Source organism: Lacibacter sediminis, assembly GCF_014168535.1.
GTDB classification, from domain to species: Bacteria; Bacteroidota; Bacteroidia; order Chitinophagales; family Chitinophagaceae; genus Lacibacter; species Lacibacter sediminis.
Map to the genome: position 1 here is coordinate 1,679,854 of NZ_CP060007.1, position 20,997 is coordinate 1,700,850.

Annotated in this window: 11 protein-coding genes; 10 read left to right on the forward strand and 1 reads right to left on the reverse strand. The window is 40.2% G+C overall.

The genetic code is table 11. From position 1 onward, the window contains the following. Nucleotides 1-347 precede the first annotated feature (347 nt). The 10 genes from H4075_RS07250 to H4075_RS07295 all read left to right on the forward strand — a co-directional run bounded on the left by H4075_RS07250 (nucleotide 348) and on the right by H4075_RS07295 (nucleotide 14,310). Nucleotides 348-800, forward strand: a complete 453-nt coding sequence (locus H4075_RS07250) for a protein-disulfide reductase DsbD domain-containing protein (protein WP_182805498.1) — start codon at nucleotides 348-350, stop codon at nucleotides 798-800. A gap of 6 nt (nucleotides 801-806) precedes the next feature. Further along, the gene (locus H4075_RS07255; RefSeq protein ID WP_182805500.1) at nucleotides 807-2,819 is read left to right on the forward strand and encodes a protein-disulfide reductase DsbD family protein; all 2,013 of its coding nucleotides are present in this window, start codon (nucleotides 807-809) and stop codon (nucleotides 2,817-2,819) included. A gap of 33 nt (nucleotides 2,820-2,852) precedes the next feature. Continuing rightward, nucleotides 2,853-3,920, forward strand: coding sequence for a PLP-dependent cysteine synthase family protein (locus tag H4075_RS07260; RefSeq protein WP_182805502.1), 1,068 nt, complete (start codon nucleotides 2,853-2,855; stop codon nucleotides 3,918-3,920). Between the two features lie 181 nt (nucleotides 3,921-4,101). Then, a complete protein-coding gene (locus tag H4075_RS07265) occupies nucleotides 4,102-4,677 on the forward strand; it encodes an RNA polymerase sigma factor (protein WP_182805504.1) in 576 nt (191 codons plus the stop codon). 72 nt (nucleotides 4,678-4,749) lie between these two features. Continuing rightward, nucleotides 4,750-5,964 (forward strand): FecR family protein, encoded by a 1,215-nt coding sequence (locus H4075_RS07270; protein WP_182805506.1) that lies wholly within the window; start codon nucleotides 4,750-4,752, stop codon nucleotides 5,962-5,964. A 174-nt stretch (nucleotides 5,965-6,138) separates the two neighbouring features. Continuing rightward, nucleotides 6,139-9,693, forward strand: coding sequence for a SusC/RagA family TonB-linked outer membrane protein (locus tag H4075_RS07275; RefSeq protein WP_182805508.1), 3,555 nt, complete (start codon nucleotides 6,139-6,141; stop codon nucleotides 9,691-9,693). A gap of 20 nt (nucleotides 9,694-9,713) precedes the next feature. Next, nucleotides 9,714-11,159 (forward strand): RagB/SusD family nutrient uptake outer membrane protein, encoded by a 1,446-nt coding sequence (locus H4075_RS07280; RefSeq protein ID WP_182805510.1) that lies wholly within the window; start codon nucleotides 9,714-9,716, stop codon nucleotides 11,157-11,159. Nucleotides 11,160-11,177: 18 nt separating this feature from the next. After that, nucleotides 11,178-12,308: a TlpA disulfide reductase family protein gene (locus tag H4075_RS07285; protein ID WP_182805512.1), complete on the forward strand. Its 1,131-nt coding sequence runs from the start codon at nucleotides 11,178-11,180 to the stop codon at nucleotides 12,306-12,308. 129 nt (nucleotides 12,309-12,437) lie between these two features. Continuing rightward, a complete protein-coding gene (locus H4075_RS07290; protein WP_182805513.1) occupies nucleotides 12,438-13,829 on the forward strand; it encodes a thioredoxin family protein in 1,392 nt (463 codons plus the stop codon). A 187-nt stretch (nucleotides 13,830-14,016) separates the two neighbouring features. Continuing rightward, nucleotides 14,017-14,310 carry a hypothetical protein gene (locus H4075_RS07295; RefSeq protein WP_182805515.1) on the forward strand — a complete coding sequence of 98 codons (294 nt, stop codon included), beginning with the start codon at nucleotides 14,017-14,019 and terminating at the stop codon, nucleotides 14,308-14,310. A 120-nt stretch (nucleotides 14,311-14,430) separates the two neighbouring features. Here H4075_RS07295 and H4075_RS07300 read toward each other — a convergent pair whose 3' ends face one another. Then, nucleotides 14,431-20,898 carry a glycosyl hydrolase gene (locus tag H4075_RS07300; RefSeq protein WP_182805517.1) on the reverse strand — a complete coding sequence of 2,156 codons (6,468 nt, stop codon included), beginning with the start codon at nucleotides 20,896-20,898 and terminating at the stop codon, nucleotides 14,431-14,433. Between the last annotated feature and the right edge of the window lie 99 nt (nucleotides 20,899-20,997).

Consider the following 20,997-nt stretch of genomic DNA (forward strand, 5'->3'; position numbering starts at 1 on the left):
GTTAAAAGTGTTTTAATGGCCGACCAGTGCACATCAACCGGCAGCATTTATATTAATACAATCGGCATTTTAACTCTTGGGTTGCCCTTACAAAAATAAATTTCCTATCGCTTGGGGTAAAACAGCACGGTTGTTAGTCTACTATCAAAGTTTTCAAAAGCATTTCGCTTGCTTACTACTATTTTTTGCCAGCGCTCGTGGCAAAAGAAAAGTAGACAGTTGTTGTATACGTCTTGAACACCCAAAAAGATGATAGAAAAAGTAATAATACCCAGTAAAGTAGAACACAGCTTTTTATTTCTAATAGATTGCTCAACAAATTCAATTGACAATAAAAAAATAAGACAATGAGGAAAACAGCAGTATTACTCGTGTTGCTATTGTCGGGCTTTTTTGCCGATGCTCAAATACAGAACCCTGTAAAATGGAGTTACACGTTAAAAAAAGTAAATGCCACTACGTACGAAGTGCATATTACGGCAACGATTGAAAAAGGCTGGCATCTCTATTCACAAACAACACCTGAAGGCGGACCGATACCAACAACCATTAATTTTTCAAAGAACCCTTTGGTAACATTGGTGGGTACTGCGAAAGAAGAAGGTAAGCTGGAGCAACGCCATGAAAAATTGTTTGGAGTGGATGTAAAACAGTTTTCCAACACGGTAAAATTTGTGCAAGCCATTAAAGTAAAAGCGAAAGTAAAAACAGCGGTAACAGGTATCGTTGAGTTTATGGTGTGTAATGATTCGCAGTGTTTGCCACCGACAAGTAATAAATTTTCATTGCCCATTCAATAGTAAATAATGAAGAGAAGAACGATTGCAATGCTGTATCTGTTGCTTGGTTTCCTGGCAACAGCACAGTATGTGCGTGCAGAAGATTCAACGGCTGTAGCCATTGGTTACAGCAAACAACGCATCAGTGATAAAGAAGTATTGCTATCGCTGCATATCAACATCAAGCCTGGTGTTAAGTTTTTTGCTTTGCAGAAAAAGGAAGAAGATGTGTTGTTCTCAACAGTAACCTTCGATTCATCTGCAAACAACTATTTATCCGGTACGGTTACAGAAAAAGGAACAAAGAAAACAGAGCTCGATGCAAGCACACAGGCACAGGTGGAATATTTTTCTGATTCTGTTGTGTGGGAACAAAAGATCAATGCAAATGAAGCCGATAGTTTTTTGGTAAAAGGAACCATCAATTACTTGTTTGCAAAAGGCGATGAGTATATTCCCGGAGAGCAGGCTTTTAAGTTTTTCATCAAGCCTGAACAAACTATATCAAACAACAGTACAGATGGTAACAGTGCTGTTGCTAACAGATCATTACTCTGGATTTTCTTAGCTGCCTTTGGTGGCGGACTATTGGCATTGCTTACACCTTGCGTGTATTCCATGATACCCGTTACCGTTAGCTTCTTTACCAAACGCAGTAAAACAAAAGCCGAAGGTATCCGCAATGCTTTGTATTATGCAGGATCCATTGTAGTGATCTTTACATTGCTTGGCTTTTTGGTCACCTTGATCTTTGGCCCTGCGGCATTAAATAATCTCGCCACCAACTGGATTGCCAATCTTGTATTCTTTGCACTCTTCTTAGTATTTGGATTTTCCTTTCTTGGTGCATTTGAAATCACCTTACCATCAAGCTGGACAAACAAGAGTGATGCTAAAGCAAGTACCGGAAGTTTTCTCGGCATTTTCTTTATGGCGTTGACATTAGTGCTGGTATCATTCTCCTGCACCGGCCCCATCATTGGTAATTTGTTAGTGCTTGCATCAAAAGGAAGTTATTTTGGTCCGCTGGTGGGTATGCTCGGCTTTTCTACTGCACTGGCATTACCGTTTGCATTGTTTGCTTTCTTTCCAAGTAAGTTGAATGTACTAGGCAAAGCCGGTGGTTGGTTGAATGCAGTGAAAGTAACACTCGGCTTTTTAGAACTTGCTCTTGCATTAAAGTTTTTATCGAATGCCGACCTGGTAAAAGGATGGCGCATATTAGACAGAGAAGTGTTCATTACGTTGTGGATCGTCATCTTTGTTTTATTGGGTGTTTATCTTTTAGGTAAACTGAAATTTCATCATGATGATGAACTGCCGAAGAATGATTTTGGTTTGCCCTACCTCACTGTAACAAGATTAATGTTTGCGATCACTGCCTTTGCATTTGCAGTATATATGATACCAGGTTTGTTTGGTGCGCCATTGAAAAGCATCAGTGCATTTGTGCCACCGATGGGGACACAGGATTTTGTAATGGGAGCAGGTATGCATACAAGTGCATCTTCATCAAACAGCGCAGCAAATGAACAACCTCATCCATCGAAGTACTACGAGCAAATGAAAATGTATGAACCGGAAGTGGTGACCAAGTACGGTATGATTACTTACTTTGATTATGATGAAGCCTTGGCTGTTGCACGCAAACTGAAGAAACCGTTGATGCTCGACTTCACAGGTATCAACTGTGTGAACTGCCGCAAGATGGAAGGGCAGGTGTGGAGCGATGCAGAAGTGATGAAGAAACTGAAAGAAGATTTTGTCATTGTATCACTCTATGTGGATGTGCAGAATGTAGATCTGCAGGAAAGTGAACAGTACTTCTCCAAAGCATTGAACAAACAGGTGGAAACGCTGGGCGATAAAAATGCTGATCTGCAGGTAACGCAATACGGTGCCAACTCACAACCGTATTACTTCTTCCTCGATGCAAATGAAAAAAGGATCGTACCTGATGGTTATGGTTACGATCCGGATATTGAAAAATTCAAACAGTTGCTGGATACAGTAAAAGCAAAACATAAAGCAACGCTTTAATTAAAAGTATAAATGATGGAAAAAGAATTAACGATGAAGAGGACAGTTACTGACTGTGGCTGCTTTGATACAGTTTCGTCAATACCGGATCAACTGGAAAAAAAGTTCAGGCATTTATGGGGCTTGGTGGGTAACACACCCATGCTGGAGATCGCTTACAAATACAAAGATGAGTGCCGTAAGATCTATGTGAAATGTGAGAACTATAATCTCACCGGAAGTATTAAAGACCGTATGGCGTTGTATATTTTACAACAGGCCTACCGCCAGAATAAAATAAAGCCAGGCGACACCATTGTGGAAGCCACCAGTGGTAACACCGGTATTGCTTTCAGTGCCATTGGTAAAGCATTAGGTCATGAAGTAAAGATCATTATGCCCAACTGGTTGAGTAAAGAACGTATTGATATCATCAAAAGTCTGGGTGCCGATGTACTGCTCATCAGCAAAGAAGAAGGTGGATTTTTGGGCAGTATTGCATTAAGTGAAAAGATGGCGGCAGCAGACAACACTATTTTCCTTCCGAAGCAGTTTGAGAATCTGTACAATGCCGAAGCGCATGAAAAAACAACCGCCAAAGAGATCTGGATGCAGTTGCAATCAGTAGACCTTACACCGGATGCATTTATTGCCGGAGTTGGTACTGGAGGAACTGTGATGGGGATGGGACAATATCTCCGTAAACGCAATCCTGCTATTAAAATACATCCGTTAGAACCTGCTGAATCACCAACGCTTACCACCGGCTATAAAGTTGGTTCGCATCGTATTCAAGGCATCTCCGATGAATTTATTCCGGCCATTGTAAAACTTGATCAGCTCGATCAAGTAGTAAAAGCTTCTGATGGTGATTCGATCATCATGGCACAAAAACTTGCGAAGCAATTAGGATTGGCAGTGGGTATTTCTTCCGGTGCAAATTTCTTAGGTGCTATTCAACTGCAGAATGAAATGGGTGCTGATAAAGTTGTAGTCACCGTGTTCAGCGACAGTAATAAAAAATACCTGAGTACCGATCTGATGAAGGAACAACCCATGCGAAAAGAATATTTATCGCAGGAAGTGGAACTCATCGACTATAAAGCGATTGATCGTTTATGATTTTGGTTTAATTGATAAGTTTTCTCATGTTGATTTTTCCCGGAGGAAGGTTTCTACTTTCCTCCCGGTTATCAGCAAAGATTATACGCCAAAGGATAAGATCATTTTTACGATTATTCTTTTCTGCCGGTATCATAGCCATAATTATTTTGGCTAATTTTAGTTTTAAGAAGATACCAGTTTGGAAACCAGAACTATTTTATGGGGAAAAATTGCAGCAGGCGATAAAGAGGCTTATGCCGATTTGTTTCGTGATTTTTACAGGCGATTATACAACTATGGAAAAAAGTTTACAACCGATGAATCGCTTATAGAAGACGCTGCACAGGAAACCCTGCTTATCATCTGGCAAAAAAGAGAAAGCATTCCAGTAATTACATACCCTGAAACTTATTCTTACAGCATCTTCCGTAACACTTTATTTACCCGCTTAAAAACGCAGCAGCGGTACGGTGCTGAAAACACTGTTGCTGAGGAACCCGAGTTTGGTATTGATCATATCATCATTAGCCGGGAAACCGATACGCTTACGACTCAAAAAATTCAGAAGGCCCTAGCGGCTCTCACCTCAAGGCAGCGGGAAGCTATTTTCTTACGATTTTACGAGGGCCTGCCTTATGAAGAAGTAGCAAGCACTTTAGGCATTACAACCAAAGCCACCTATAAAATTGTAGCCCGTGCCCTCGATGAACTGAGGCAGCAGTTGAATATGCCTAACGGTCTTTTAATTGGACTGCTTACAAGGCTCTTAGGGTAAATTTTATTTTTTTTCTTTTCCGTGGGGTAAAAACAATATCCCTACATACTAATTTATAAGCCAGGAAAAACAATGGAACAATACAAGCACTTTTCAGAAGAAGATTTTGTGAATGATCCGAGATTCCAGGAATGGATTTTTCGTCCTGACAAGGAGAACCAGGATTGGTGGCAACATGTAGTAGCTGCCTATCCTGACATAGCCATAAAGATAGAGGGCGCAAGGAAAATTCTGTTGAGTATTTCTTTCAAAGAAGAGTTTCCATCGAGTGAAAAAGTGGAGCAGGCATTGGCTGATGTGCTGCTTAAGATAAACGAACCGGTGCAGCATGCAAAAGTAGTGGGTATAAGGCCAATTTATAAATGGCTTTCCGCAGCCGCATCCTTGTTGCTTATCATAAGCGTTACCTATTTACTGATCAACCGTAAGAATGAAAATTCAGATACAGCAGGGCAGGTAACAAAAATTGTTAAGGATCAGATTGTGCCAGGTGGTGACAAAGCTGTTTTAACGCTTGCCGATGGTACAGTTGTAGTGCTGGATAGTGCTGGTAATAAAACAGTAGCAAACCAGGGCGATGTAACGGTGATTAATATTGATGGCAAGCTATCATACATGGAAGGAACTGCCGATGGGAACAATGAACTTTTATACAACACCATTTCTACACCCAAGGGCGGCCAATACCAACTGTTATTGGCAGATGGAAGTAAAATTTGGTTAAATGCTGCATCCTCACTTCGTTTTCCAACGGCGTTTAACGGTCATACAAGGGAAGTTGAGCTTACAGGTGAAGGTTATTTCGAAGTAGCACATAACCCCAAGCAGCCATTTCATGTAAAAGTAAACGATATGGAAGTGGCAGTACTTGGCACACATTTCAATATTAACAGCTATAGCGATGAGCCTTTAATAAAAACAACACTTACAGAAGGCAAAGTGCAGGTAACGAAAGGAACCAATCATGTATTTCTGAATCCCGGACAACAGGCTGTAGTTACAAAAGCTAACCGCAGCGATCAGATACAGATACAGTACAATATTGATGTAGAAGAAATACTGGCATGGAAAAACGGAATCTTCAGTTATAATAACAGAGATATTAAAGAGATTATGCGGCAGGTGGCAAGGTGGTACGATGTGGAGGTTGCGTATGAAGCTGATTTGAACGAAACGTTTACTGGAGGATTGCCCCGCTCGAAAAGCATTACTGATCTGTTGAAAATTATTGAAGCAACAACAAAAGTAAAATTCGAAATAAATGGGAAAAAAGTAACTGTAAAATAAAAAAAGCCGGTCGTGCGGCAACACTTCCGGCGGTGTGAGCATCCAATAAAGTCTGAAATTTTATTATTCACTCAACAAATCAAAGGTATGCAATTATCTGCTCTTTGTAAGGCAGAAAGACTGCCTCTGCGTAGTCTTTTATGCCCTCTTTTTACAACCAAAACCATTTTGGTCATGAAACTATCTGCTGTTTTTCTGTTCATTTGTTTTATGCAGGTAAGTGCTGCCGGCTTTGGGCAGCAGATCAGCATTTCAGGAACAAACATTTCCCTGAAGAAAGTGATTGGCGAAATCAAAAAGCAAAGCGGCTACAGTTTTTTCTATTCTGAGGGTGATATGAAAAAGGCAAAGCCTGTTTCTATTGATGCAAAGAAAGTTGAACTGCGTCAACTGTTGGTTCAGATCTTTGAAGACCAGCCGCTCACCTATGATATTATTGACAAAGTAATTGTTATCAAAGAAAAAGATGAGCCAGCCGAAACGCCATTACCTGTGCAGTTGGCAGAAGTAAGAGGTAAAGTTGTAAACGAACAAAACGAAGGAGTAGAAGCGGTAACCGTAACGGTAAAAGGAACGGTTAACGCAACAGCAACAGATAAAGCGGGACAGTTTGTGTTAAAAAATGTTGAGGAGAACAGCATCTTGGTGTTCAGTGGTGTGAATGTTGAAAGTAAAGAGTTAGCCGTTAATCGCCGGGAAAACCTTGGCATGATCAGGCTGAGCACAAAGTTTAAAGAGAACGATGAAATCACCATCACAGTCAATACAGGGTATCAATCTATTTCAAAAGAAAGAAGTACCGGCGCATTTGCAAAGCCTGATCTTGAAATTGCACGCAACCGTTCAACCAGTATGAACATTCTTCAACGGCTGGATGGACTAGTGCCCGGTTTAACCCTTAACAATGCACCCGGATCAGAGGGGGTATTGATCAGAGGATTGAGTTCAATCAATGCTACAAAAGCGCCATTGTATGTAGTGGATGGTATACCGATGGGGGATATCTCTTCCATCAATCCACAGGATGTGGCTGACATCACTGTATTGAAAGATGCAACCGCTGCATCCATCTGGGGTGCGAAAGCATCGAACGGTGTTGTTGTGATCGTTACAAAAAAAGGTGGTGTAGGCGAGCGCTTAAAAATAAACTACGATGGTTTTGTGAATTTCCAGGGAAGACCTGATGTAAATTATTTTCCCGTATTAAACAGTCAGCAATTTATACAGGCAGCAAAAGATGTGTTTGATCCTGTTTCATATCCCTGGAATACTGTTTCAGGTTATACCAATACCGGTTCGGTAGGGGTACCTCCTCATGAAATGATTTTGTATAATCAAAACAGGGGCATTATTTCTGCTGCTCAAGCAAATGCCAGTCTTGACAGTCTTGCTGCAATCAATAATACACAACAGATCAGTGATCTATGGTATCGCAATGCATCCTTAATGAACCATACTGTTTCATTAACTGCAGGGAGTAAGATCCATTCCATTTACGCATCATTGGCATACACCAATACGCTATCCAACCGTCCCGGTGATAAGAACAATAGTTATAAAGCAAACATCCGGCAAGACTTTAATCTCGGCAAGCATGTACAGTTATACCTGATTACTGATTTAAGCAATACAGTAACAGAGGCCAAACGAAATATTAATGTTAATAATCGCTTCTATCCTTACCAGCTGTTTCGTGATGGTAATGGAAACAACTTATCAATGCCCTACATGACCTATCTCAGCGATTCAACACGAATTGCTTACGAGAGCCGCAGCAGGATAAGTCTTGATTACAATCCCTTAAATGAATTTGATTATGGTTATACCAAAAGTGATGCGTTACTGAACCGGATCATTTCGGGTTTAACAATTAAACTGGTTAAGGGATTACGTTACGAAGCTGTTGTTGGTTACATTAAAGGCACCAACCGCACATCAGCCTTCGACAGCGATAAAAGTTATTTGGTACGCAGTGAGCTTGTACAGTTTACTGTTGCAGCAAACCCATCAGTAACACCAACGTATTATCTGCCCACTGTTGGTGGCAGGTATAGTGTAACCAATGTATCACAACGCAACTGGACAGTCCGTAATCAATTGGTTTACGATAATAACTGGAATAACAGAAAGCATCAAATCATAGCCTTAGCCGGACAGGAAGCACAGGAACAATTTAACATGAGCAACAGAAGTATTGTAAGAGGTTATAACGAATTGCTCCAAACCTATGCCGCTATCGATTATTTCACTCTTGGTTCAACAGGTGTGGCTACCCCGGTAATGGCAAACAATTCAGGAAGAAGTATTTTAGCCAATGATGCATTTCAACAAACAGAATCACAAATTCGCTTTACTTCTTATTACGCAAATGCAGGTTACACTTACAACAGAAAGTATTCCATAAACATCAGTTCAAGAATTGATAAAAGTAATTTATTTGGCATTGATAAGTCGGCGCAGAACAAACCGGTTTGGAGTGTGGGTACAAAATGGAATCTGATCGATGAGAAATTTATGTCTTCAGTAAAGTGGCTCAACAATCTTGCATTGCGTTTAACTTATGGTATTACAGGTAACGCACCCATACCCGGGCAGGCATCTTCGTTCGATATTCTTTCGGCTGCATCCAGTACATTTTTGCTCAACGGTGTGGGCCTGCGTATCAGTGCTCCCGGCAATACAAAGCTTACCTGGGAAAGTACAAAGACATGGAACGTAGGATTCGACTTTAGTATTTTAAAACACCGTTTGAATGGTGCCGTTGATCTGTACAGTAAGAAAACAGAAAATCTTATAGGCAACCTTGTGGTAAATGCATTTACCGGTTACAGTGCCATCACCGGCAACTTCGGTGATATGCTGAACAGAGGTGTTGAAATAAGTCTGAACTCAGTGAACATTGAAAAGCGAAATTTCAGATGGCAAACAATTGTAACAGCAGCATATAATAAAAACAAGATCACCAATCTTATTTCCGCATCGCCAATTACCACAGGTCAATTAAAAGTGCAACAACGGTTTCTCACCGGTCACTCTGCATTTGCAGTATTCTCTTATCAATATGCAGGTCTTGATACACTCGGCGATCCCCTGATTTATCTGAATGATAAAACAAGTACAAAAGCAAGAAATGCCGCATTGGCTGACGATATCGCATTTTCGGGAACTTACCAGCCTTTGTGGAGTGGTGGTGTATCAAATATGTTTACGTACAAAGGCTTCAGTCTCGGTATCAATATGATCTACAATCTTGGCCATGTCATGCGCAGAGATGTAAACCAGTATTTTGCGGGAAGGCTGGTATTGAATAATGCATTTGGTAATAACTCCGGGTTTTCAGGCACTAATTTCGACATGACATCAGAGTTTATGAACCGATGGAAGCAACGTGGAGATGAAGCTGCAACACTCATTCCTTCGTTTGTAAGTAACGGAAGTGTTTCATCCACACGTAGAGACATTACCTATTACACCCGTGGCAACATTAACGTTGTAAGTGCATCTTATATCAAGCTCCGTGATATTACTCTTTCGTACAGTTTACCCAAACAGCTGATCAGTCATATTAAAACTGATAACATCAGTTTCAGGTTACAGGTGTCGAACCTGATGTTATGGAAAGCAAATAAATATGGTATCGATCCTGAATTCCAGGAGGCATTTTTCGGAACCAGGAACATGCGTGTAAACCAGGGAACAATTACCGTTGGTGCTCATGTAACTTTTTAAAAATTCAAAAGCCAATTACAATGCAACATCTTTCACGATATAAAAAACTGTTTCTTGCTGTTTTGATCATGGCAGCAACAACCGCATGCAAAAAAAGTTTCCTGGAGATCGTGCCGAAAGGTAATCTCATTGCAGAGAAAACAAATGATTACAGTCTGTTACTCAATAATCTTGATCTGCTGAATGTAAGCACAGATGCGCAGGTAGTAATGGGCGACGAAATAGCTGCTATCGAATCTTATTTTACGGGAGCAGCAATCAGAACGCAACGCTTGTATCGTTGGGATGATGTAATTTATGAGCCCGACCAGGATGCAACAGAAATGGTTGTGCCCCTGCGGAATATTTATACCTATAACAAAATCATCAATGAAGTAATGAATTCCGTTGATGGAACCGAACAGCAAAAGAAGGCATTAAGAGCAGAAGCATTGGCCGGCCGTGCATGGACCTATTTTTTGCTGATCAACTATTACGGTAAGCCTTATTCAACTTCATCTGCTAACGACCCGGGTTTCCCTATTGTTACAAAAGCAGATGTAACGGAGACAAACTTTACCAGAGCATCGGTAAAAGAAGTGTATGATTTTATTGTGAGTGATCTCACTGCAGCTATTTCCGATCTTCCGACAGGTGTTACACATCGTTTGCGAATGTCGAAAGGCGCAGCCGAAGCCATACTTGGTAAGGTGTATGTGTTTATGGGTAAATACAATGAAGCATTAACTCAATTCAATGCTTCATTTACAAGTCTCAGTACTTCTGTTATACCTGTTGCATTGTACGATTATAATGTAACGTTTGCAACCGGCGGTTCGTTTTTGCCAATCGGTTTATTTGGTCCTGCATATCCTACAGTTCCGAATAACCAGGAAAATATTTATGGCAAACAGTTTATCAACAATTGGAGTTTTGGTAATTCTGAAATTGTTGCTACACAACAAACGCTTGCTTTATTTACAGCATCAGATCGTCGCAGGAATTTCTTTGTGGGTAATCCATATCCAAGCGGCGCTGCTTATCCAAACGGTATGCTGAGACGGAGAGGGCCTGCCGGCGTACAAATCGGATTTGTATTGCCTGAGCTGTTCTTGTTAAGAGCAGAATGTAAAGCAAGATTAAATGATCTTGCTGGTGCAAAAGCAGATGTGGAAGCACTCCGTATAAAAAGAATGACAGCTGCAGATGCACCAGTTTCTGCGGCAACAGCAGCAGATCAGAATTTATTGATCAGGTTTATTCTTGATGAACGTATCCGTGAATTTGCAGTGCAGGGTTTTCGCTGGTTTGATATGCGGAGACTATCGGTGGATCCGCAATTCAGCTCAACAGTTGGTACTATACATACTATTTATAACGCTGCTGGTGCAGTTGTGTCAACACATACATTAAAACCGGAACGCCTTGTATTTCGCTTTCCAGAGAAAGTGATCAACCAAAACCCCGGCATGCAGAACAATCAATAAAAAATAAAAAATTAATTCATGAAAAAGCATTTCATCATGTATGTGCTTTTGCTGACAGCTATTGCAGTAAAGGCCCAGGAAAAATTTGTCATTAAAGGAACATTACGGGGAGTTAAAGAACCTTCAAGAGTTGTATTACAATACCACAATGGCAATGAAATGATTTTAGATTCGGTTGCAGTGAAGAAAGGAAGATTTGAACTGAAAGGCGACGTGAGGCACCCGGTAAAAGCAATTATTACATTAAAGTTTCTCAAAGACGATGTATTGCCAATGACGATTGAAAGGTATATTAATGCCGACAAGCAGGATTTTTTTCTTGATAAGGGAACGATAGCTGTGACAGGTACCAATGATATAAAAACTGCAATCATCAATGGTGGGGCCACACAAAAAGATTACAGGCAATTATTGTCCCGGTTAAAGCCGTTGGAGGATGAGATGCGTCCTGTTAGTGAAAACGTAAGAAAGTTACTAAAAGAAAAAAAGGATTCTGCAGCAAAAGAGTTTTATCCAAAACTCAGAGGCATAAGAACTGAAATGAATAAAACAGAAGATGCCTTCATTGCAGAATATCCGGATTCGTACGTGAGTTTTGATCTCGTAAAAAGAAAAGCAAGTATTATTGAACCCAAAACGTTTGAGCCTTTCTTTAACACGTTGAGTGAACGGATCCGCAGCAGCGAAGAAGGAAAGGAACTGGCAAACAAACTCGCCATTGCAAAGAATACTGCAATTGGACAAACTGCATTGGACTTCACACAAGCTGATACAAAGAACGTTCCTGTTTCACTTTCGTCGCTGCGGGGAAAATATGTGCTGATTGATTTTTGGGCAAGCTGGTGCGGTCCTTGCCGTGCAGAAAATCCGAATGTGGTAAAAGCATATAGCAAGTTCAAAGATAAAAATTTTGAAATACTCGCTGTGTCACTTGATCATAAAAAAGATCTATGGTTGAAAGCAATTGAAAAGGATGGTCTTCCCTGGATTCATGTAAGTGATCTGAAGGGATGGAATAATGAAGTGGCACATGCATACGGTGTAACGGCAGTACCGCAAAACTGGCTGATTGATCCCAACGGAGTGGTTATCGCTAAAAATCTGCGTGGAGATCAATTGGAAAAAGCTCTGGAACAGTTAATAAAATAGAAAATCACTTCAATCAAAAATATTGCTGGACAAAGACGGTGCGATGATTCCTCGTATCAGGCCCGGCAAAAACCGGATCAAAAAATAATGGAACTATTCGGGTTCTAAACAAGTGATAAAATGAAATTTATGAAACGTTTTTTACTGATTGTATTCCTGCAGTTTTCTTTTCTTCTGGTGATGGCCGCAGAGGGAATCAATTTCCAGGAAGGAAGTTGGAAAACAGTTCTGGCAAAAGCCAAGGCCGAAAACAAACTGGTTTTTATTGATGTATACACAAGTTGGTGCGGTCCCTGCAAAAAAATGGTAGCTGATGTGTTTCCACAAACCAAGGTGAGTGAGTTCTTTAATAAGTCTTTTGTAAACTACAAAATTGACGCAGAGAAAGGTGAAGGAATCATGATTGCTAAACGTTTTGCAGTGAAAGCATATCCAACCTACCTGTTTGTCAACGGTGATGGTGAATTGGTGTATCGCTTTGGTGGTTATAATGAAGCTGCTCCTTTTCTTGCGCACGCAGCAAATGCGCTCAAAGAAAAAGACGATCCAAATCCGATTGCAAAATGGAACCAGGAATATGAATCCGGTAAACGAGATATAACATTTTTAATAGCTTATCTGAAGAAGCGTGCTTTACTGAAATTGCCATCAGCAGAAATTGCGGATGAATTGATAAGCCGGGTGTTACCCGGGGATATTGGGTACTCGGAATTTTTAAATTCAGTTTTCTTTTACGATGCAAATATTGAATACGCACCGGGGGGGAAGCTGTTTGCGTATGTGGTATCCAATCATCAGCTTCTTGATTCTATTAGCGGAAAAGCAAAAGGATATTCATTGCGATTGATGCAACAGGGTATTCGTAATTATTTCTTTAAACATATTATTCCTGATTACAGGGAAGACTTTCTGCCGGTTATTTGTGATGCCGGTAAAAAGATCTCGCAGCTATTACAGGAAAAAGACACAGCAGCAACGGAACGGAGGTGGGCTTTGGATTATTACAACAAAACAGGCGATACAATAAAATTGTTTCCTGCTGCAGTTGATTATGTTGTTAGTGGCTTATACAAAATGGATACCGTTGCAATGAAAGCAGCTGACGAAGCAGATTATAAAAAGTTCAGAGAACCTTACATCAATGGTACAGCAGATTCAACAAAATCAGAAAACTGGGAATTACTGAACAGAGTTAACAGAAGCCGCCGTATGATTACATTTTCCTATCAGTTACGGGATGCAGCTGAAGCGGTTTACATGAACAGCAATAATCAAAATCATTTAGCATTGGCGTTACGTTGGGCAGAGCAGGCACAGCGATTTTTTCCTCACTTTTCAAATCTGTCTGTTTATGCAGCATTACTTTATAAAACAGGGAAAAAAGAGCAAGGCATTGCTCGCATGAAGCAGGCCGCATCGGATAGTATTCTCGATACAAACAATGAAGTAAAAAAGCTGATTCTTGAAAATGTAGAAAAAATGAAAGGAGGCGGCATGCCTCCTAAAACCTGGCGGCTATAAATTTTCGATCGAGGTTGACCGGATTGATTTTAACATTGATTTGTTCAACGAGCAAATTCAGGCTAATGCATACAGGTGGTCAGAGGTTTTTTTATTAAGTACGTAAAACAACATTGTTTGCAGCTTTCGACATAACAATTAAAAATTAAAGGCAGCATAATGGTACACAAAAGGGGAGGACAGTGGTATGCCCAACTATTCCGGTGCAGGCTGGATCGTTCGTACACAAAAAGATCGTGGACTGTTTTATCAGAATTTCACCTTGGCTTTATTAGAATCAAAAAACTGCGTGGGCTTTCATTGGTTCAAATACCAGGATAATGATCCTTCTAATTTAAAGACTGATCCATCTGACAGAGATGCGAATAACGGAATTGTAACACTTGGTTATTCGCTGTACAGCGATCTTACCGAGAAAATGAAAGAGTTAAATACAAATGTGTATCAGCTGATTGTTTTTTTTGATCAACGTAATAAATAAAGCTGTTTCAAAATTAAAAGACCCCGAAATACTTCGGGGTCTTTTAATTTTCATAAGGGTTATGATTGTGCTGCTACTGTATCACTATTTTTTACTGCTGCGTTGTTGGCAGTGTTAAAACTAATCCGCTTGTTTAATCAGCTTCGTTGTTATTTTCTTTTCACCCTGTATCACTTCCATCACATACATGCCAGGGAAGTAGCTGTTTCCAATTTGTATGGTTTGCCCTGCTTTTATATTTCTGATCAGTTCTACTTCTTTGCCGTTCATGCTAAGAACCCGTACATTGATTGGCATTTTTTCATCCATGCTTTCAATCCTGATCATGAAATAGGAAGTGCTCGGGTTGGGGTATGTTTTGATATTGAATTTTACTGCCGGCAGTAATTCAATCTGCTCAACATTGTTGCTGATTCTTGGTGCTGTAACAGAACAAATTCCTCCACCTGAAACAGATGCTTCGCCTCCATTCAATTTTTGCTGGATGGTTGCAGTTCCATTCCAATTACTCGAATACCAAATGCCACCAGCTTTTCGATAAAGTGTAATCGCTACTTTCTGATCACATCCATTCTGGTAAATAACCATTTCAAATGTTGAGCCGCCTTCGATCTGAACAAGACTAAGATCAGTCATCTGCTCGTAGAGATTGGCCTTTGCACTGAATGTAGCAGTTGCAGTTGGTGAGCTTACATTCAGCGAGGAAATAGCACTGGTTGCAATAATATATGTATGCAGTTCTGTATCTAACATTCCATCGGGTTTATAATAACTGCGTACTAAGACATTGGCTTTTCCCTTTGGATTTGTTCCCGATTTAGTATAAGTGATGTCGGCCTGGAAATCTGTATTCAGTCCGGACTTGCCTCTCACATAACCGGAAGAACTGATGTTTTCTATTCTGCCACCACCTACCATGTAGCCTCCAGGTATCGGTTTAGAAACCGTAACAATTGTTTGTGCTGATGATAAGTTCGGATTATTTATATACGCACCTGAAATACCAACTGCTATCTGGAAGTTTTGTGCATTGTTCGAACCAATGTTAAAGTTCACAATTGCACTTGCAGTTCCAACAGATCCATCATTGATATCGATCAATCCTACAGGAAGATTTTGTGCACCGTTGATTGGCGTTAATGTTGTACCGTTCACGAGATAGAAAGTAACTTTTGCACCTCTCATATCACCTCTTGGTGCACTGTTATCTCTGATAGTAGTAGACAATGTAACTGAAGCAGTAGTAGAGTTTGGTCCGGAAGTCCATGCGAACAATGTACCTGTATAGAAACCTACAAAGTCATTGTAAGGACTTGCATTGCGTTGCAATACTGTTATAGATTTCGCTTCCGAACTTCCTTCGTAATTATTATTTGTACTTGTAAATGTTGCAGTAACTGAATATGGATTTACTGCAGGAAGATTCGAAACCTGTGGTGCCATTGTTGCCTGCACAATACCTTCTGAATCACCGGGGATTGGTACTACGGCAACAGGTGATCCATATGCTACACCTCCAATAGAGAATTGTACAGTTCCTGTTAAAGCACCCGCCGTATTTGCCGGTTTTATTTTTGCAGTCATTGTTAACGGATCCATATAACGAACCGTTGCAGCACTTGTGATCAGGGTAGTTGTTGATCCTGCCTTATTGATTTTTGCATTTGTAACTGCAGTGCTGTTCAATAGTGTATAGTTGCCTGCATCATTTCCGGAAATAGTAATACCTGTTACAGAAACCTCCCATGTGCCGGCATTAAAGTCGGCAAAGTTAGCTGCACTGAATGATGCTGATACATCATCTCCACCAACTTTATCTGTAGAGAGCGTAACGTTAGCCACTGTGTTTCCATCATATACTTTATCAATACCTGAAGCTGAAACTGTAACATCTTTTGGCGTGATCACTGCGTCATTGCTTGTATTAACTGAAGTAACTGAAAGAACATAATTGGCAGCAGCAGTTCCTGCTAATTCAAGACCGGAAACATTTATCACATGGGTTGTGCTTACATTTTTCGAATCAAAATTGGCACTTGTGTGAGTGATGTTAAAGACATCATTATTTATTCTGTCATCAGATAACTTCACATTTGCAGTTGTGTTTAAAGGATCGGTTGTTACACTTGCATTTGTGTTACCATCATATACTTTAGAAGAACCTGTTGTGGCTGTTACTACCAGTGTTCTTTTTTCTATTTGCAGATTGCCGTTATTAACGGTAACGCTATAGTTTGGATTTGAACCCAGGTCAATAGCAATCGGGTAACTGCCTGCTGATGAAAACTTCTCAGCAGCAGTAGAAAGGGTGTAGTTCAATGCATCGCCATTGATGGTACCACTAACAGTTGCATCAAGAGCAGGGTTGTCTTCGCCATAGATTTTTGTTTTATCATTTGCAGCAATGGTTACTGTGATTGGGTTAACTGTAAGAATAACTGTATTGGTTGAAGCAGTACCACAACTGTTCGTAATAACACATTTGTATTGGTAACCACTCATTGAAACTGTTAATGAACTGATATCAAGTTGTGCAGAATTAAATCCTGTGTAGATACTTCCCGGATTATTTTCAGAAGCAGTGATGTTCACAAAACCACTTCCTGTATTGATTTGCCATTGATAAGCGATAGCTGTACCTGCTCCTTCAAATGAAAAACGTGCAGTGTCGCCATAGCTTTTCTCTCTGTCAACCGGCTGTGTTGTAACAGTAGGTACAGCACAGGTTAATTCATATGCACCAGTTATAATACGTGGCTGTGTTGGAGTGAACTGGTTGTTGAATCCTTGTTGAGACGAAGCTGCAACAGTTCCGCCGCTTGCACTCACACCTGAAATTGAATACACATTTCCACCGGGAACAGTAACGGTTGCCGGATAAGAGAAATAGATTTCTTTATTGGTAGCCACTGGTGCTATGAAATCTGTTGCTGCATTCAAAGGGACACTAAGTGTAGTGGGGTTGGTATAAAATTTATAATCCACATTTACAGAAATTGCACCTGCGGGTAAACCGCTTGTTGTAAATGTAACATTGCTGATCGGTTGTTCCCTGATTACAATTTTATCAAGAAATGGAGCATCAGCAGTTGTTGCACGCATTTCAATTGTGTTAACACCTTGCACCAATGCCAGTGGAATTGTTTTTATTTTAGGTGAACCGCCTTCAAAACACCAGTTGCCTGATGCTTCAAATGAATAAATAACATAAGCGCCTCCATTTACGGAGATTCTTAAATTACGTGCCACTTTAGAGATATAAGAAATATCAACGTCGTATGTTTTGGCTTCAGCAACTAAAATGTTATTGTAACGTATGCCGTTAGCAGTACCTAACGCCGGGCTGGCTAATGCACCATTCGATGCTGTGTTACAGGTAACAATAGATGTGCTTCCAACAATTTCAGCCAATTCTGCTTCAAGGTTAACATCTGTAAGAGGAGCTTTCTCCAATTTAATTTTATCAATGAAAGGAGAATTGGGAAGCGGAGAGCCTGCACCCCATGGTTTAATATCAATTGTGTTGATACCACGATTCAGATTTACGATCACTTCATGAATAGCAGGAGAACCCAATGTTGGATTTGAAGCATCAATGAAACACCAGTTTCCGGAAGAGACTGTTATTTGTCGGCCCATAGTGACGCCATTTACAATTACTTTAAAGCTTCTGCTGTCTTTACTCATGTAAGAAACTTTCAGTTTGTAGGCACCTGGAGTAGCCGCAATTATATTCTGAAATCTTACTCCATTGGCTGCAGCTGTGCTCATATTTACCTGGATGCCGTTAGAGGAGTTTACACAGTTTTGCTGAGTTACTGTACCAAGGAACGTAGCAGTTTCTGCCTCAAACTCTAAATTTTCATTTAGCAGTAACACATCAGGATCTGTTGTTGATGGTGTTTTTCCTTTTGTTGCCACAGCAAGTCGATCAACATGTACATTGCCACCGGCAACAGCAATTTTAACGGTGTGCTCTCCGGCAGAAAGGAAGTAACTGAAACTTCTGTCTTCCGTTCCATAACTGTAATAAAATTTCTTCCAATACCATTCATACACTGAACTTCCCAGACGATCCCATTTACGATAAGGCTCATCATCAACAGCGATCCATAAACTGTTCTCGCCTGCATTGATAGCTTTGATCTTTGCCCAAAGTTCATATTCATCTGCTTTGGCAACATTGATTGTAAATGTGATCTGGTTGTCAGTGCCAGTTGGTGGTTGAGGTGAAGTGATGTTCGTTCCACTCTTCAAATAAGCACCACCGCCTGTATTGGTTGATGTTTCAAGATTCCAGTTGGAACCTCGTGTTGCATTTTCTGCTTCGTAGAAAGTAAGAACATCTGTTACATCCAAACCAAACTTCACATCGGAAGGAGTACAGAAACCTTGATCTTTTTTAAGTGCTTCCAGATTTTCAAGTCCATTGGTAATCACAATCTGATCAAGTTTGATATTGCTGTTCGGGAATTCAATTGTTAAACGGTGCATGCCCGTTCCCAGGTCATAAATTCTTGGTATCTGGAACCATGTAAAAGCAGAACTTGTAAATGGTGATATCTGCTCCGGTGCAGCACCATCCATTCCCATTTTTATTGCTCCTGTTCCGGTGGATGCAGAACGTATATAAACCCGGTAAGAGCCTGCCACTGAAGTTTCAAATTCAAAATGTATTTGTTTAGCAAGTGTTGTTGCACCTGCAAGATTTGCATCGCCTTTCAGGTATAAACCATTTGAAGCGTTTGCATCAGTCAAAACTGTCCATTGATTGCCAATATATTTTCCGCACTCTGCTTCAAAAGCAGTTGTGTTTATAATTGGAGAAACATAAGATTGATCTAATCCGTCAAGATTATTGGGACATGTATATGTTGTCTTGGATATGGATGGGGCTGAAATATGATTTTTATATAAAGTGCCAATATTTGTAAGAGCACCGCTTGCATCAAAATAATTGGCAGATGATGTTGGTACCTGAGCAATACTGCTGTTTGGTTGAAAGTAAGCATACCGCTCTACATAACTGAGTGTATCAAGAAATGGTAATGCTAAAGTGAGAAAGCCTTCCTGTGTTGGATTTGGTCGATTTGGATTTGCATTGAACTCCGTAATCCAGATAGGTAACTTATAAATATTGTAAACGCTTTGCAGATAAGTTTTGAAACGGTTAAAAATTTCCTGAGGAGTAGCGTTAGGGGTGCTTGCAGGATTACTTCCCCAATCGTACCAGTGTACGGCTACAAAATCAAAACGCACATCTTTTGCTTTTGCAATTGTAGCAAAATCTTTTAACCAGCCAGTAGGACCGTTTTCACGTGGTGCTGGTGTTCCTAACCGCACACCAAGGCTCATCAGGTTTTCATAATAAGCAACTGCTACTGCAGGCTGACAAAGATTATTGAATTGACCTGATTGATCTTCACAATTATCAGATTCATTAAAACCTAATACCTGGGTTGTTTTTTTCTTTGCAATGATTTGACTCAAGGCAGACGGGAATGTTCCGCTTGCACCCCATGCCATTGGAACATATTCAGTATTTGGATATGGATTACCATTTAAATTCCAATTGTAATACCAGCCGGCATCAAGGTCATAATAAAAACCGGTTCCTTTCTTTGTAACCCAGTTCCATGGTACTACTCTTATAAAACTTACATTACCCTGTAGCGCCACGTCAAGCGTATTCACAGTAAGATCTGACTCAGATGCAATATAGACTCTGCTTTTTCCTGTACCATTATCATTTACAGCCAACGTAGCCATAAAACCTCTTTTTAATTTGAATGAACGGATGTTGTTATTCATTCCATTAGGTACAGTTGAGCCGCTGTAAATAATATCTTCACTTACATCAGCAGACGAACCTTGCAAATTTGAATTGCTGTAAATCTTTGCAGGAGCAAATGCGTTAGAAAGAGGTCGCACCACCGAACCGCTTTGATAATATTGATTAATACGGAAGTTATTATCCAAAGTGCCGGCAACATCATTTATAAAGATGTTACCTGTTCTTGCCAACAGATTTTTCGGATTATCCTGCTTTAGGTAAACCCATGATGCAGCATCCAGAAAGTTTAATGAAAGCGATGCTGACATTGTTCCCTGCTGCAGATAAACGGTGCTTTCATTATTTAATGATAAAACGCCTTGTGTTACTGAACCGTTTGTTACAGTAATAGTAGAGCTTACCAAAGTGAGCCCAAGTTGGGCGCAACCAAAAAATATATTACCACTGGCAGCTACACTGGCAGATGAAATATAAAGATTGAAATTGATTGTGACACCAGGCTCTAATGTATTAGCATCGGGATGAGGATCGGTGACAAGATCCTGTGCAGAAGGACAGATCTGATACAAATACGGGCTTGAAGCATTGCAGGATTGTCCTGAATTATCTTCGGTTGCCATTCGCCAGTTGTTTTCATTAAAGAAATCATTGTCTGTTTCACCGGTCCAGTATAAATAACTTGTTGATGGATCACAGGGATTTCCACCTTGTTGTGCAGAAGTGGAAAGTGAAACAAAGCATAATAAAATGATTGAAAATAGCAATGCCTGAAAACGGCTAGTGAATTTAAACATGGCAAGTTTAGTTTTGATTTTTTCTGTTAATCCAAAACTATTTTCTTACGAGTATAAACATGGGGACAATCAACTCATTAAAGGGGTCGTTTTGTCTTA